19 protein-coding genes are annotated in these 14,289 nt (G+C 65.8%); 16 read left to right on the top strand and 3 right to left on the bottom strand.

What is annotated here, in order from left to right; all coding sequences use genetic code 11:
* Positions 1 to 10: 10 nt before the first annotated feature.
* The 3 genes from AB0L82_RS02375 to AB0L82_RS02385 all read left to right on the top strand — a co-directional run bounded on the left by AB0L82_RS02375 (position 11) and on the right by AB0L82_RS02385 (position 1,567).
* On the top strand, positions 11 to 337 hold the full coding sequence (locus AB0L82_RS02375; protein WP_364629777.1) for an MmcQ/YjbR family DNA-binding protein: 327 nt from the start codon (positions 11 to 13) through the stop codon (positions 335 to 337).
* Positions 338 to 436: 99 nt separating this feature from the next.
* Complete coding sequence (locus tag AB0L82_RS02380; protein WP_364629779.1) at positions 437 to 1,123, top strand: RsiV family protein; 687 nt, start codon at positions 437 to 439, stop codon at positions 1,121 to 1,123.
* A gap of 96 nt (positions 1,124 to 1,219) precedes the next feature.
* On the top strand, positions 1,220 to 1,567 hold the full coding sequence (locus tag AB0L82_RS02385) for a DoxX family protein (protein WP_364629782.1): 348 nt from the start codon (positions 1,220 to 1,222) through the stop codon (positions 1,565 to 1,567).
* Between the two features lie 621 nt (positions 1,568 to 2,188).
* On the opposite strand, the gene AB0L82_RS02390 is transcribed toward AB0L82_RS02385, so the two are convergent.
* Positions 2,189 to 3,514, bottom strand: a complete 1,326-nt coding sequence (locus AB0L82_RS02390) for a helix-turn-helix transcriptional regulator (protein ID WP_364629785.1) — start codon at positions 3,512 to 3,514, stop codon at positions 2,189 to 2,191.
* Between the two features lie 165 nt (positions 3,515 to 3,679).
* Here AB0L82_RS02390 and AB0L82_RS02395 point away from each other — a divergent pair, with 165 nt between their 5' ends.
* From AB0L82_RS02395 to holA, 13 genes are all read left to right on the top strand, one after another.
* Positions 3,680 to 4,033 (top strand): hypothetical protein, encoded by a 354-nt coding sequence (locus AB0L82_RS02395; protein WP_364629788.1) that lies wholly within the window; start codon positions 3,680 to 3,682, stop codon positions 4,031 to 4,033.
* A gap of 178 nt (positions 4,034 to 4,211) precedes the next feature.
* Entirely contained in the window at positions 4,212 to 4,496 is a 285-nt protein-coding gene (locus tag AB0L82_RS02400; RefSeq protein ID WP_364629791.1) for a hypothetical protein, read from the top strand.
* 100 nt (positions 4,497 to 4,596) lie between these two features.
* Complete coding sequence (locus AB0L82_RS02405) at positions 4,597 to 4,773, top strand: hypothetical protein (RefSeq protein ID WP_364629794.1); 177 nt, start codon at positions 4,597 to 4,599, stop codon at positions 4,771 to 4,773.
* Between the two features lie 18 nt (positions 4,774 to 4,791).
* Positions 4,792 to 5,262 (top strand): Imm15 family immunity protein, encoded by a 471-nt coding sequence (locus tag AB0L82_RS02410; RefSeq protein ID WP_364629797.1) that lies wholly within the window; start codon positions 4,792 to 4,794, stop codon positions 5,260 to 5,262.
* 100 nt (positions 5,263 to 5,362) lie between these two features.
* Positions 5,363 to 5,560, top strand: a complete 198-nt coding sequence (locus AB0L82_RS02415) for a hypothetical protein (protein WP_364629799.1) — start codon at positions 5,363 to 5,365, stop codon at positions 5,558 to 5,560.
* A gap of 54 nt (positions 5,561 to 5,614) precedes the next feature.
* Positions 5,615 to 6,226: a nicotinate-nucleotide adenylyltransferase gene (gene nadD / locus AB0L82_RS02420; RefSeq protein WP_364629802.1), complete on the top strand. Its 612-nt coding sequence runs from the start codon at positions 5,615 to 5,617 to the stop codon at positions 6,224 to 6,226.
* Entirely contained in the window at positions 6,223 to 6,636 is a 414-nt protein-coding gene (rsfS, locus tag AB0L82_RS02425) for a ribosome silencing factor (protein ID WP_364629805.1), read from the top strand. The genes nadD and rsfS overlap by 4 nt, the downstream gene beginning before the upstream one ends.
* Positions 6,636 to 7,295 carry a histidine phosphatase family protein gene (locus tag AB0L82_RS02430; protein WP_364629807.1) on the top strand — a complete coding sequence of 220 codons (660 nt, stop codon included), beginning with the start codon at positions 6,636 to 6,638 and terminating at the stop codon, positions 7,293 to 7,295. The genes rsfS and AB0L82_RS02430 overlap by 1 nt, the downstream gene beginning before the upstream one ends.
* Positions 7,285 to 8,046 (top strand): diglucosylglycerate octanoyltransferase, encoded by a 762-nt coding sequence (gene octT / locus AB0L82_RS02435; protein WP_364629809.1) that lies wholly within the window; start codon positions 7,285 to 7,287, stop codon positions 8,044 to 8,046. The genes AB0L82_RS02430 and octT overlap by 11 nt, the downstream gene beginning before the upstream one ends.
* Before the next feature lie 77 nt (positions 8,047 to 8,123).
* Positions 8,124 to 8,963, top strand: a complete 840-nt coding sequence (locus AB0L82_RS02440) for a DegV family protein (protein WP_364629812.1) — start codon at positions 8,124 to 8,126, stop codon at positions 8,961 to 8,963.
* Positions 8,964 to 9,079: 116 nt separating this feature from the next.
* The gene (locus tag AB0L82_RS02445) at positions 9,080 to 10,264 is read left to right on the top strand and encodes a helix-hairpin-helix domain-containing protein (RefSeq protein ID WP_364629815.1); all 1,185 of its coding nucleotides are present in this window, start codon (positions 9,080 to 9,082) and stop codon (positions 10,262 to 10,264) included.
* Between the two features lie 362 nt (positions 10,265 to 10,626).
* Positions 10,627 to 11,814, top strand: coding sequence for a ComEC/Rec2 family competence protein (locus AB0L82_RS02450; protein ID WP_364629818.1), 1,188 nt, complete (start codon positions 10,627 to 10,629; stop codon positions 11,812 to 11,814).
* A gap of 42 nt (positions 11,815 to 11,856) precedes the next feature.
* The gene (gene holA / locus AB0L82_RS02455) at positions 11,857 to 12,831 is read left to right on the top strand and encodes a DNA polymerase III subunit delta (protein ID WP_364629820.1); all 975 of its coding nucleotides are present in this window, start codon (positions 11,857 to 11,859) and stop codon (positions 12,829 to 12,831) included.
* Positions 12,832 to 12,944: 113 nt separating this feature from the next.
* Here the strand turns inward: holA and AB0L82_RS02460 are convergent, their stop codons facing one another.
* Both AB0L82_RS02460 and rpsT read right to left on the bottom strand, forming a co-directional pair.
* A complete protein-coding gene (locus AB0L82_RS02460) occupies positions 12,945 to 13,688 on the bottom strand; it encodes a hypothetical protein (protein WP_364629822.1) in 744 nt (247 codons plus the stop codon).
* A gap of 189 nt (positions 13,689 to 13,877) precedes the next feature.
* Positions 13,878 to 14,141 carry a 30S ribosomal protein S20 gene (gene rpsT / locus AB0L82_RS02465; RefSeq protein WP_364629825.1) on the bottom strand — a complete coding sequence of 88 codons (264 nt, stop codon included), beginning with the start codon at positions 14,139 to 14,141 and terminating at the stop codon, positions 13,878 to 13,880.
* Positions 14,142 to 14,289: the final 148 nt, after the last annotated feature.

The raw sequence follows: 14,289 nt of genomic DNA on the forward strand, positions 1-14,289 counted from the left end.
GGAGCCACCCATGGATCTCCTGACCTACTGCCTCGCGAAACCCGGTGCCTGGCAGGACGAACCGTGGGAGGGCGATGTGGTCGCCAAGGTGGGGGACAAGATCTTCGCGTTCGTCGGGAGCGGGGCGGCCGTGACGCTCAAATGCGGTAGTAAGCCCGAGGCCGATGAATTGATCGCCATCTATCCGGATGATGTCTCGCTCTCGGCGTATATCGGGCGGTACGGGTGGGTTTCGGTGAAGGTCGGGGGCAAGGTGCCCGAGGACGAGTTGCTCGAGCTCATCGACGCCTCGTACGAAGCCATCGTCGCGAAGCTGCCGAAGTCCAAGCGGCCCTGATCTGCGTCGTTGGTGGGTCATTGGTGATTCATTGGCGGGGACCGGGAATGTACCGGGCAACGCCGGAAATCGTCCGGCCGCGCCGATCCGGAGCCTGATATGCGACGCCGTGCCCTCGCCCACCTGTTCACCGCCGCCGTGCTGGCGGGGCTGACCGCATCCGCCGCGACGGTGGTCGCGCACGCCGACACCGGGTTCCGCATGTCGGAGTACACGCTGACGGGGAGCAACTACAAGATCTCCGTGCCGCGCACCGATATCGACGGTGTGGATGGGCCCTATCTCGCCGCGCGCGACGAGTTCAACAGCTCGCTGCGCGGAGCCGCCGACGGGTACATCGCCAAGGTCACCCCGACCCTCAACCTGTCCACCTCGGTGAACTTCACCTACGTCGGGCCGCACCTCTTGAGCGCCAAACTCGGGGTCAACTACTTCGCCGAACATGCCGCACATCCCTACGAGGACTTCACCACCCACACCACCAGCCTCGACAGCGGTAAGGCCATTCAACTTCAGGATGTCTTCACGGACTTGAACGCGGGCTTGACCGTGCTGTCGAAGCAGGCCGCCATCCTTGTCCCCAAGACCAATGCGGGCGACACCTACTACAGGGACGGCATCCTGCCCACCGTCGACAACTACCGCAATTGGGCGGTTGATTCGGGTGGCATGCGGATCTACTTCGGTGAAATCGGTTCGCACGCGGCCGGAAACATCGTCATCACCGTCCCGTGGTCGGCGCTGTCATCGGTGTTGTCCCCGCAGATGAAGGCGCTGGTCGCCTGATCCCGCGCCCCCGATGTCACACCCCGGCACGCTGCGTCGTCCTCTTGATGAACCGGCCCGAAACGAGGGCCCATCAACAGAAATCGAGAAGACGCCATGAACACCGCCTACATCATCGTCACCATCGTCGCCGCCGCCTGGGTCGGCTTCTCGGCTTTCTCGCTGCTGCGCAAGGCGCCGTTCGTGGTCGACCCACTGATCGAATACGGTGTGCCGCAGTCGTGGTGGGCTCCGCTGGGAGTGGCCAAGGCCCTCGGCGCGATCGGCCTGATCGTGGGCCTGTTCATTCCGGCCATCGGCATCGCCGCCGCCATCGGCCTGATCCTCTACTTCGCCGGTGCGGTCATCACCGTGCTGCGCGCCCGCTCATACAAGACCGTCGCCTTCCCGCTGCTGTACCTGATTCCCGTAGCGGTCGCGGTGGGCCTGGGCGCCGCAGCTTGAGAATGCGGGCGGTCTCCGATCCGAATCAACGCCGACCGGGTAATGATGGCTGTCTCGCCGCCGCCATCATTACCCGGTCGCCGTTATTCACCTGTGGCGCACGCTATCCCGGGATCACAAAGCTCCCGTGCCCGGCGATATGCGGCTGATCGGTATCGATGGTGACTTCGATCCGCCCCGGCGCCTTCCCGGTCCACACCGGAACCCAGAGCGCGGTATGACTACCGTCATCCCCGAGCGGCACAACCGGATTGACCGCACTAGCCCCGGTATCGAGATTCCGCCAACTCACCGTCGCATTCACCGCACATCCCCCGGAACCCGATGCGAGCGTAGTGAATTCCGCCCGGATCCACATCACCTGATCCCCATAGAAATCCCGCGCCGGATCATAAAACCCCCGCACCTGCCCGAAACAGGGCACCAATCCACCGCCGAGAGTCATCGCGGGATTCACGGTGGTGACCGGATCAGCCCACGAGGTTCCCGTCGCACCTACCAGACCGACAATCACACCGGCAACTCCACACAGAGATCGACGCCAAGCCACGAACACCTCCAGGATCGATTGTTGCGATACCCGACCCTACGAGACGACCGCACCTCCGCGATCAAGATCCGCTAGGCCGCCCGGATGAGCGCATCGAACCGCCGCCCGAAATGCTCCGCCTCGGAGCCCCGCACACCAGCGGCAGCGCGCCGCACGGGCCGCAATTCCGCCACCAGCCGCGGCGAATCAACCTGCGATTCGAGCAAATCCAGCGCCCCGTGCCCCGCCCCGATCGCCGCCGCCGAATCACCCAGCCCGGCAAGCGAAGCCGCGAAATAGGCTCGATACGACGCCTCATCCCGAGGCAGATTCTCCGCCCGATCAATACTGTCGCGGAACAAATCCGCCGCCCGAGTGTGCTGCCCGAGTAACTTGCGCCCTCGCGCCTCATGCACACGCAACTCGGCCTCGGTGACATGGCTCAACCACGCCGGGTCGGCGCTGTTGTCGAGGCCGAGATCGAGTTCCCTTCCGACACGGGTCAGCGCACGTTCGAACTCCCGGCTATCGCCGACCGCCGCGTACGCGATCGACTCCTCGGCGGCCTTGAGCGCTTTCAGCCGGACCGATGACAGCTTGCGGACGAGTTCGGTGGATCGCTGTGCGAGGCGAACGGGTTCGAGATCCATGGTTGGCACGGCTGCGGCGATATTCGCGAGGTCGCCCAGCGTAGCGGCGAGGAGTACGGAATCGCGACTTTGCTCGGCCAACAGCACCGATTCCATGAGTTGCTGCCGTGCGAGCAGGGGTTGGCCGCAGTCGCGCGCCAGCCAGGCCACCGTATTCGAAAGCCAGCCGATGGCACTGGCGAGCTCGAGCCCGATCAACGGACTGTATTTGCCGTGGTCGAGCAGTTGCCGAACGAAGCGGTATTGACCGAACGCACGCTTGGCGATCCCACCACCACCCTGCAGGTTGTCGTGCTCCCACAACTGTTCGGTCAGGGTCCTGATGTGTGTGAGATGACTCGGTTTCACCTGGATCGGTGTTGTCCACCCGGTCGCCCCGGTGCTCGCGAACGCGGCCGCTAGTCCGAACTGTCGTCGATCCACGTCATCGGCTCCTTCCCGGTCCCCGACTTCGATGGTCCGCGCATCGTCGGGTTCGAGCAAGAGTGGCAGCAGCGCCAGACGTGGAATTCCGAGTGCATCGGTGATGCGCTTCAGCTCACGGATGTCGAAAACCGTTGCGACATCACCACGCTCGACCCGGCCGGTATGCGTGCGATCCCAATGCAACAGCTCACCGAAATCGCATTGGGACAAGCCCATGGCCTTGCGTACCAATGCGAGCGCCGGTCCGATCCGCTCTTCCGACAGAAGTTGTCGGAAGGATGCGAATTCCCATACCGCACAGCCTGTTTCATCGCCGTTCGGCCCACCCCGAGTCGATTCCATGGCAGAAACGGTAGGTCGCGAACTGAAATCACTGACGTCGATCAGACTGATTTCTGCTTGTCAACGGCAGATTCTGCACATTCGCCAGGTGCGGAATCTGCTGTCGCTCGCCGCGGCCGCGCCGCCCAAGCTGAGTTCATTCACATCGGCTCAGGGAGGTTCAGGATGACTCGTCCGTACATGGCCCCACGGCCTCTCAGATCTTCACTGCCCAAGGCGGTCGGCTACCTGCGTCTCGACCTGAGTGGAATCGCCTGGGAACGAGACGAATTGGAACTTCTGGAGCTCGCGAGTCACCACGGCTACGATCTCGTCAAGACCCTCCGCACCAGCCCCGAAATCCGGGAACCGGTGCAGCGCCTACTGATTGTCGTACGCCGCCTGGACGCACGCGCAGTCCTCACCCCAACCCTCGACCACATCGGCCCTCCCGAACCGATCCGCCGCGCCTGCGACCTGATCGTCGGATCACCCGAACTGATTCTGCCTCGTTTGAACGCCTTCGACGGCGGGTGGTGATCCCATTGACGAGCTGGATCACCTTCGTGACCGCAGTGATTGCCCAACTGGCAATGTGCGCCCCTATCCTGACCCTCGGAATCTGGTGGCCACAACCCGAACCGCCCGCGAGCCCACACCCGGTGCGCGGCCGCCATCGAGCAAGCCGCCACCGAAAGCAGCCGCCACGAAGGGCGTGATGAGCTACAGCGCAGAAATTATGGAAACCCAGGGCGACTACTCCCTGGTCAAGTGGGAAGGAAGGAAATTCCCCGGCCTCCTGATCCAAGGCGATACCTTGACCACCGTCCTGGACGACCTCTCGGAAGCGCGATCCGAACTCGACGGCGGCAACGTCGATGACGGTAAATTCGCACTCGGAGAAGCACTCCGGAAGGTAGAGCAGATGCTCAGCTCCTACGAGGAAATGATGCTCCTCGCAGGCGTTAAGCTGCCCTATTTCCGGTCTGATCATGCAGAATAGGTCCGTTCTTACTATAGAACAGGTCGTTGGATCGAATTCGCTTGCAGCGGTTCTGATTGTGCGGTGCTTGGAAGACGTAGTGCGAGTTGGGGATCAGGTAATGATCGGGCAGTCTCATGACGGCTCGAATCTCGCTGTCGCCTTGGTGGTCGACGAGATACTTCGCTACGGCAGACCTTGCGAATCCCTCAACGCTCCGCACGTCGCCGAACTCAGCTGCTCCGGTGCCGGAGCTGAGCTGGTCGGCGGTATGTCGAAAATCGTTGTGTGGAAGTAATTTACGGAGTTTCGAATCATGTTCATATCCACATTCGATGAAGAGCCCCTCTGGTATCGCTTGGCCGAGATCGAATATCTGAGTCAGCTGCCGATTGTCGATCGGAATCGCTTGCTGATCGGACTTGCGATCGAGAAGCTGCTCGGGGAGGGCGATGGCGAAGCGGACGAGGGTAGTCGTTATCTGCGGATGGTCTCCGTAACGGGCTGGTGGGATGTGGATGAGCGCGGATGGACTCGCAACGACGGGACGAAAGCGCTGCTGGCGCCCAATATTTGGATCGGCAATAAGGCGTCGGAGCCGATGAGGCATTTCCGGATGGCAGCGGCTGAATCGGAGTGCGCTGCGTTCGTGAAGGCGGCTGTTCCGAATGTGGAGGAGTATCGACTTTTCGAGAACTGGAAAATGTCGGGAGGTGAGCGGTTTTCGGTGAACCGCGTCTATGTATGTCCGGTGCGGGCTGACGTTCCGGATGAGTGGATAGCTTGATCAGGATCGGCGCTGATCGCCAACGGATGAGTTCGCCGGTGGTTGGTTGGAATTGGGTGCCGTCGGTGTTGCCATCTGCTGACAGGGTCCAGGTGCAGATGTGGCCGACAACCTGATCCGGTGCTACGGCGCGCACACCACGCTGGTCTCGTACCCCGCCGCGAACCCGGTACTGCTCCCCTTCCGCGAGCAACGCCTGTTCGCGGCACTGCGGCTGACGCTGGCCGACGGCCTGATCCGGCGCATCGACACCACTGTCGACCCCGGGCGAGCCGCCGCTGCGCCCGGTTCCGGATAGCCCCCGGTAAGCTCGGGTTTTGTGCATACGAACGGGCGCCGCAAGCTAGGGGTGATGGGCGGCACCTTCGACCCCATCCACCACGGGCACTTGGTCGCGGCCAGTGAGGTCGCTAATCGGTTCGCGCTGGACGAAGTGGTTTTCGTCCCGACCGGGCAGCCCTGGCAGAAGGCCGACAAGTACGTCAGCTCGGCGGAAGACCGCTATCTGATGACCGTCATCGCCACCGCGAGCAATCCCAGCTTCTCGGTCAGCCGCACCGATATCGACCGCGGGAAAAAGACGTACACCGTCGACACCCTGCGTGAGCTGCGCGAACAGTATCCCGAAGCGGATCTCTACTTCATCACCGGTGCCGACGCGCTGGCCAGCATCCTCACCTGGCAGGATTGGGCCGAACTGTTCGAACTGGCGAAATTCGTCGGAGTGAGTCGTCCGGGGTACGAATTGAACATCGACCATCTGGCCGACCATCTCCGCAACTACCCCGCCGACGCCGTCACCATGATCGAGATCCCGGCGTTGGCGATCTCGTCCAGCGAATGCAGAAGGCGGGCCAGTGAAGGCCGGCCGGTGTGGTACCTCGTCCCCGACGGGGTCGTGCAATACATATCTAAGCGGCACCTTTACGTGCCGGACAGCAACGGGAAGGTAGCAACAGGGTGAGCGCATCCGTCGAAGCGGTGAAGATGGCAACGGTGGCCGCATTGGCGGCCGACGAGAAACTGGCATCGGACGTCGTGATTCTGGACGTGTCCGAGCAGCTGGTGATCACCGACTGCTTCGTGATCGCGTCCGCGCCCAATGAGCGCCAGGTCAACGCGATCGTCGACAATGTCGAGGACAAGCTGCGCGAGGCCGGATACAAGCCGGTGCGCCGCGAGGGCACCCGCGAGGGCCGCTGGGCGCTGCTCGACTACGTCGAGATCGTCATCCACATCCAGCACAATGACGAGCGCGACTTCTACGGCCTGGAACGGCTCTGGAAGGACTGCCCGCAGGTGCCGGTCGAAGGTCTGGAAGATCAGCGCGCGAAGGCCGCCGAGGCCGGAGACGACGAGGCCGGAGCCGAGTAGTGAGCAAGCTTGCCGGCGTCCGCCGTTTGATCCTGTTGCGGCACGGGCAAACCGAATGGAACGCCACCGATCGCATGCAGGGCCAGATCGACACCGAACTCAGTGATGTCGGCCGTCGCCAGGCCAAGGACTGCGCACCGGATATGGCGTCCAGCGATGTCCTGGCCATCATCTCCTCGGATTTGCGGCGCGCGCACGACACCGCGCTGTGCGTCGGTGAACACGCCGGACTGCCGGTGACCACCGATATCCGGCTGCGCGAAACCGATCTCGGACAGTGGGAGGGGTTGACCCATCACGAGGTCGACGCCCTCGCCCCCGGCGCGCGCAAGGAATGGCGGATGGACGCCACCTTCACCCCGCCCGGTGGTGAATCCAAACTCCAAGTGGGCGCTCGCGCACTGCCCGTGGTGCAGGAACTGTTCACCGAGCGCCCCGACTGGCCCGGCCGTACCATCATCCTGGTTGCGCACGGCGGATTGATCGCGGCGCTGACCGCGGCGATCCTCGATCTCCCGCCGGTGAACTGGCCGGCCCTGGGCGGGCTCGCCAACACCAGCTGGGTGCAGTTGACCAGTCACGGTCCGAGTCTCGACCGGCCCGGCTGGCGTCTCGATGTATGGAACGCGCTGGCGAAGGTAGCTCCCGATGTCCTCTGACACCCCCGAACAGCAAGCCTCCGGCGAACGGCCGGTGCTGCTGGTCATCGCCGACTCGCTGTCCTACTTCGGGCCCAAAGGCGGGCTGGCGGCGGATCATCCGCGCATCTGGCCGAATCTCGTTGCGGCCGAACTGGGCTGGGATGTGGAGTTGGTGGCGCGCATCGGGTGGACCTGCCGGGACGCCTACTGGGCGCTGATCGGCGATCCGCGGGTGTGGGCGACCGTGCCGCGCGCGGGAGCGGTGGTATTCGCGACCGGCGGCATGGATTCGCTGCCGTCACCGTTGCCGACCGCGTTGCGCGAGCTGATCCGTTATGTGCGACCGGCTTTCGCGCGGCGGCAGGTGCGCACCGCGTACAACTGGGTGCAGCCCAAGCTTTCCCCGCTCGGCTGGCCGGTGGCGTTGCCGCCGTCGGTGAGCGTCGACTATCTCGAGCAGTCGCGAAACGCGCTGGCGGGGTTGCGGCCCGAGCTTCCCATGGTGGCCGTGCTGCCTTCGGTGCATCAGTGCGATGCGTACGCCCGGCATCACAGTGGACGCGAACCCATGGTCAAGGCGGTCACGAAATGGGCTGACACCCATTCGATTCCGCTGGTGGACCTCGGGGAAGCAGTGCGCGAGAACGTCTTCCACGGCGATGCCAATCCGGACGGCATCCACTGGGGCTGGGAAGGGCATGTCGCGGTGGCGCAGGCCATGGTGAAGGTGCTCTCCGAGGCGACGTCCCGCGAGGTTCGGACTGCATGACGGGCTCGTACGGCAGAACGAGCCCGCTCGGCTCGGATCGCGTGAAAGGCATTGCGCGCGAGGGGGATCGCTAGCCGATGCCCGTGGTGGTGGTCACCGATTCGTCGGCCAGCCTGCCCGCCGAACTCGCCAGCGAACTCGGCGTGCTCGCGGTGCCGCTGCACATCCTCGTCGACGACCGGGAAATCCGGGAAGGTGTGGACGAGTGCGATATCGACTACAGCTCGTCCACGGTGACCACCTCGGGGGCGTCACCGGGTGATCTGAAAGCGGTGTACGAACAGGCGCTGGAACTCAGTGGCGGGGATGGTGTTGTCGCCGTGCATATTTCGCGACAGCTGTCCGGTACCTGGGAGGCCGGGCGGCAGGCCGTGCGCGATATGGACTCCGACAAGGTGCGGCTGGTCGATTCGCTCAGCGCCGGGCTGGGCACGGGTCTGCCCGTGCTGGCCGCGGCTCGCCGGGCGCGCACCGGTGCGCCGCTCGATATCGTCTATGACGCGGCGGTCTCGGCCGCCAGTCGCGGACGGGCGTTCATCGTGGTCAACCGCACCGAGCAATTGCGCCGCGGCGGCCGATTGAGCACGGCGGCAGCGTTCTTCGGCACCGAACTGGTTACCAAGCCGATCCTGCAGATCGTCGACGGACGGCTGGAATTGCGCGAGAAGGCCCGCACTCGGTCCAAAGCCTTCGCCAAGCTCGTCGCGGCGGCGGTGGACGCGGCTGGCGACGACGGCGCCACCGTTGCGGTGCAGCACCTCGGCGCGGAGGAAGCGGCGAACACCGTCGCCGGACAACTCCGCGATCTGATCCCCGGCATCCGCGAACTCATCGTCGCCGAGTTCGGGCCAACTCTCGGAGTACATCTCGGCATGGGCGCGGTCGGCGCGCTCGTCGTGCCGGGCGGCTGCGGCTGACCAGCGCTGACCCGAGCGGAATCCGGTTGTCCACAACCGGAATTTCATCCACAGGCCGACCGAAACCCCAGGTCGCTGCCACGGCCTGATCCGGCGCGACCCATACCGTCGCTCCCATGCCGAAAACCGACGAACGCAGCGAGGTCAGCCGCCGCCTCGGCGGCCTCACCCACCCCCAACCACCCCTCGCGCCAGCAGAATTCGCCCCCACCCCACCCCATCCACCCCGCTGGAACGACGATTCCCTCACCCCTCCCCGCCGCACGGTCAGAAGTTGCGAATCCGACGGCTGGGACACCGACCCCGCCGAGGCCGGGTACTCCGTAGACCGGGACGAGTGGGCCCCTTCGGACCGCGAAAGCGGATCATCAACTCCCGCATGGCTGTCCGAGCCCTGCGGTCCGGTCTCGCTCTGGCATGAACGCCTGGTCCCGGAGCGGTTCCGAGGCACCCGCTGGGACCCGGGTCCACGCGGCGCGGTCGTCCTGACCGCCGTCGCGGTGGCCGTCGTCATACTGGCGGCACTCCTCACCTTCCGGGAAAGGCCGGTGGCGCAGGCGGTTCCGCCGATCACCGTCGCGGGCGAGAGCGCCATCGCCGATTCGGATGCCGGTGGCGGCGTGCCCACGACGGGTCGGGCCGGTGCGCCCAAACCCGCCGTGCCCAGAACCACCGCGCCCGCACGAGTGAATCCGCCGGGCAGTGGTTCGGCCGCGCAGCTTCCGGCCGGATCGAACCCACCGGGTGGCGGGCTCGCGGCGCAAGCGCCCGCCGCTGAACCGAATTCAGACCCCGAGGTGAGCGGCCACCCCGCCAACACCGGCGAAGTGGTGGTCAGCGTTATCGGCCTCGTCGAGCACGGCGGGCTGCGCCGCTTCCCACCCGGAGCACGTATCGCAGACGCCCTCAAAGCCGCCGCCCCACGCCCCGAAGCCGATCTGTCCGGCCTCAACCTGGCCCAGCACCTCTGCGACGGCGACCAACTCATCGTCGGCCGCACCGGCCCCCGCCCCGGCACCCAACAGGTCGGTAGCAAGGTAATCAACGGCACCGGAACCCCTTCGCCCGCATCCACATCCCCGGGCGCAACCCGCACCACCGGCCCACCGCAAAAGGTCAACCTCAACACCGCGACCGAAGCCCAACTCGATACCCTCCCGGGCGTAGGCCCGGTCACCGCGCGCGCCATCCTCACCTGGCGTACCCAGCACGGCCGCTTCACCTCGATAGACCAACTCGCCGAAATAGAGGGCATCGGTCCCGCCCGCCTCAACCGCCTCCGCCCGGTGGTGACCGTATGACCGTCGGTGAGGATCGTGAGCGTGGTATCGAGGTCGGTGGCGATGCGGGTGAGCTGCCGGACGAGCTGGATGCTCGATTGGTTCCGGCGGCGTTCTGTTGTTGGGGCGCGACGATTGTGGCTCTTGTCGGTGGGTGGCGGGTTGGAGTGTGCACCGCGGTGGGGTGCCTGTTGCTCGGGGTTGGGGTGTGGGGGTTGATGATTCGGTCGGGTGGGTGGCGCAGGGGTGTGGGGTGGGTGATGTTGGCGGCGTTTTCGGTGGGGGCCGGGTTTGCGGGGGCGGGGGCATGGCATGAGTGGCGGGTCGCCGGGCATCCGTTGCGGGCGGTGGGGAAGGGGGAGCGGGTTGAGATCACCTTGATTGTGGCTGATGATCCGAAGGCGCTGGTGGAGAAGAAGTTCGGGGGGAGGAAGGTGATGTTGCGGGGGGATTTGGTGGAGTTTCGGGCGGGTGGGGAGGTGGTTCATGCCGGGGGAGCGGTGGTGGTGCTGGCACCGGAGGCGGGGTGGCGGGGGTTGTTGCCCGGGCAGCGGGTGGTGTTTCGGGCTCGGGTGGCCAACGCTTTACGGTCGGATTTGACCGTGGCCATGCTGCGGGCCGAGGGTGCGCCGGTGGCGGTGGGGCGGCCGCCCTGGTGGCAGCGGGCGGCGGGACGGATGCGGGAGGATTTCGGGACCGCGGCGCAGCGGGCGTTGCCCGGGGATGCGGCGGGACTGTTGCCGGGGCTGGTGATCGGGGATACGTCGCGGCTTCCGGAGCGGGTGCGGGAGAGTTTCCGGGAGACGGATCTGGCCCATTTGACCGCTGTCAGCGGGGCCAATATCACGATCTTGCTTGCGGCCGTACTGGTTTCGATGCGCGCCTTGACCGTCGATCCGCGGGTGGGGGCGGTGGCGGCGGTGATCGCGCTGGTGATGTTCGTGATTCTGGCGCGGCCCTCGCCGAGTGTGCTGCGGGCCGCGGTCATGGGTGCGGTGGCCTTGCTCGCGCTGTGTACGGGCCGGAAGAAGCAGGCGCTGCCCGCGTTGTGCACGGCGATCATCGTCCTCCTGGGCTGGTCGCCGCGGTTGGCGATGGATGCCGGGTTCGCGTTGTCGGTGCTGGCGACGGCGGGGCTCATCGTGCTCGCGCCCGGGTGGTCGGATTGGCTTCGCGCACACCGGTGGTGGCGCATTCCGGCTGACGCGTTCGCGGTGGCGGCCGCGGCGTTCGTGGTCACCACGCCGGTGGTCGTCGCGTTGACCGGGCACCTCAGTCTGGTGGCGATCGTGGTGAATGTGCTGGTGGAGCCGGTGATCGCGCCGATCACCATCGTGGGCGCGGTCGGAGCGCTGCTGTCCTGCTGTTGGACACCGCTCGCGGAGCTCGTGCTGTACTGCACGGCCCCGCCGCTATGGTGGCTGCTCACCGTGGCCGAGCGGTTCGCGGCCCTGGGCGCTTCGGTCACGCTGCCCACCGGTATCCGTTCCGGTGTGGTCGCGGCCGTGGTGTGCGTACTGGTCGTCGCCGGGCTCCGGCCGCGTGCACCCCGCCCGGACACACCCTCGTAGCCGGGGTGCGGGGTTGTCGGGGTGGGCTCGTAGGATCGCGGGGTGAGCCAACGACCAGCGCCCCTGCATCTCGTGCTCGGTGATGAAGAATTGTTGATCGAGCGGGCGGTGTCGGGGATCACCGCGCAGGCGCGGGCTGCTACGTCGGAGCCGGATTCCATGCCGGTGGACCGGCTGCGAGCGGGGGATGCGAGTACCGCCGAGTTGGCTGAGCTGCTGAGTCCTTCGCTGTTCGCCGAGGATCGGGTGATCGTGCTGGAGGCGGCGGCCGAGGCGGGCAAAGATGCCGTCGCGGTCGTCACCGATGCCGCTTCTTCACCGCCCGACGGCGTGGTGCTGGTGATTCTGCATTCGGGCGGCGGGCGCGCCAAGGCGCTCGCACCGGCATTGCAGAAGATGGGCGCGGTGGTGCATCAGGCCGCCAAGGTCGCCAAGGCCGGTGAGCGGATCGAGTTCGTGCGCAATGAGTTCCGCGCCGCGAATGTGCGCGCCTCGGCCGATGTGGTGCAGGCCATCATCGAGGCGGTCGGCAACGATCTGCGCGAATTGGCCGCTGCCACTTCACAATTGGTCGCTGATACCGGCGGCAAGGTGGATGTCGCCGCCGTGCACCGCTACTACTCCGGCAGGGCCGAGGTCACCGGATTCGATGTCGCCGACCTCGCGGTCGCGGGTGATCGCGCCGCCGCCATGGAGGCATTGCGCTGGGCCACCGACCGCGGTGTTCCGGCGGTGCTGCTCGCGGACGCGCTCGCGGATTCGGTGCACACCATCGCCCGCGTCGGTTCGGCGGGCCGCGGTGACCCGTTCAAACTCGCGGGCGATCTCGGCATGCCCCCGTGGAAGGTGAAGAAGGCCCAGGGCCAGGCGCGCGGCTGGACCGGGGTCACCATCGGCCAGGCCCTCAAGGTCGTCGCCGGGCTCAACGCCGACGTCAAAGGCGGTGCGGCCGATACCAATTACGCCCTGGAACACGCCCTCGCACGGATCCTCGACCTCCGAGAATCCGCCTCCTGATCGAACGGCCCGGCGGGAAGCACTCTCACCGAACCGAATCCACCGGCGGACGCGAACGGCCCGGCGGGAATCACCTCCGCCGAGCCGAATTCACCGCTGCTGCCGCGAACGGCTCACGGCTCCCAGGTGATCTGGCCGCCCTCGAACTGCTGGGCCTTACCGTCCTTGTAGTTGTACTCATCGCTGGTCGGGTAGCCGTAGCGGCCGTTCTCCGAACCGTTGCGCACCCAGTCGTCGCGGATCGCGCCCCAGATGGTGCGGGTGCCGCCCTTCTGCGAGGTGTAGATCGCGCCACCCTCGAAGAGCTGATAGCGGCCGTCGCCCTTATTGGTCTTGGCCTCATCGGAGATCGGGAAGCCCAGCGGGCTGTTCTCCCATCCGGCCGCGGCGTACTTATCGCGGATCGCGCCGCTGATCACATGCGTGCCCGACCCGATCGACCAGTAGATCGATCCGCCCTGGAAGTGCTGGAACCGCCCCGGCTTACCGGTCGCGCCCTCATCGGTGGTCGGGTACTTCAGCGCGCCGGACTCCGCGCCCACCCCGCGCCACTTGTCCCGGATCGCGCCGCCGATGGCATGCGCGTCGGTCGCGGGCGTCCAGTAGATGGAGACGTTGTTCGCGAATTCCTGCTTCTTACCGCCGGCGGCGGCATCGGTTTCGGGTCCGGTCGGATCACCGAAGAATCCGGGCCCGCCCGCCCCGTCGTATTCGACCTCGATCGCCCCGCCCACATCGAACGGTCCGATCGGCCGGGCGGCAGCGGTGCCGACTCCGGTCGCCAGCACGGCCGCGACCGCGCCCGCGGCCACCGCCGCCCTGGTCCAGGACGAATTCTTCGGACTCAGCGATGTCAAGAGATCTCCCAATGCAGCTGGTATGTACGTCCCCCGACGTTCCGGTGGCCCCTGCGGCCAACCGCAGCCATCTTGCAGGGAACCGCGCGACTCGGCAAGTTCCCAGGTTCGTGAAACGACAAAACCACCGTGGTCATCGTGGCCACGGTGGTTGTTCGAAGCATGATGCCGGTACGTATACCGGGGTGATCAGCCGAGCTTGTTGAAGGCCAGCGACAGCGCCGACTTCTTGTTGGCGGCCTGGTTGATGTGGATGACACCCTTCGAGGCGGCCTTGTCGAGGCTCTTGCTCGCGGACTGCAGCAGCTCGCTCGCCTTGTCCTTCTCGCCCGCCGCAGCGGCCTCGCGGAACTTGCGGATCGAGGTACGCAGCGCGGACTTCACCGACTGGTTGCGCTGACGCGCAAGCTCATTGGTACGGATCCGCTTCATCTGGGACTTGATGTTGGCCACGCTTGTTTCCTCGTGTTCCTTCGTTTGGTGGTTTATGCGGGAAGCAAAGTCTTCGGGCGCACTACGCAGCCTGTAGCGCAGCACCGACGGTCGAGGTTACCAGGCAACAGTCCGGGGTATGAAATCGACCCTGCCCGAAATACCCCCG

The sequence above is a fragment of the Nocardia sp. NPDC052001 genome (assembly GCF_040680615.1).
Taxonomy (GTDB): domain Bacteria; phylum Actinomycetota; class Actinomycetes; order Mycobacteriales; family Mycobacteriaceae; genus Nocardia.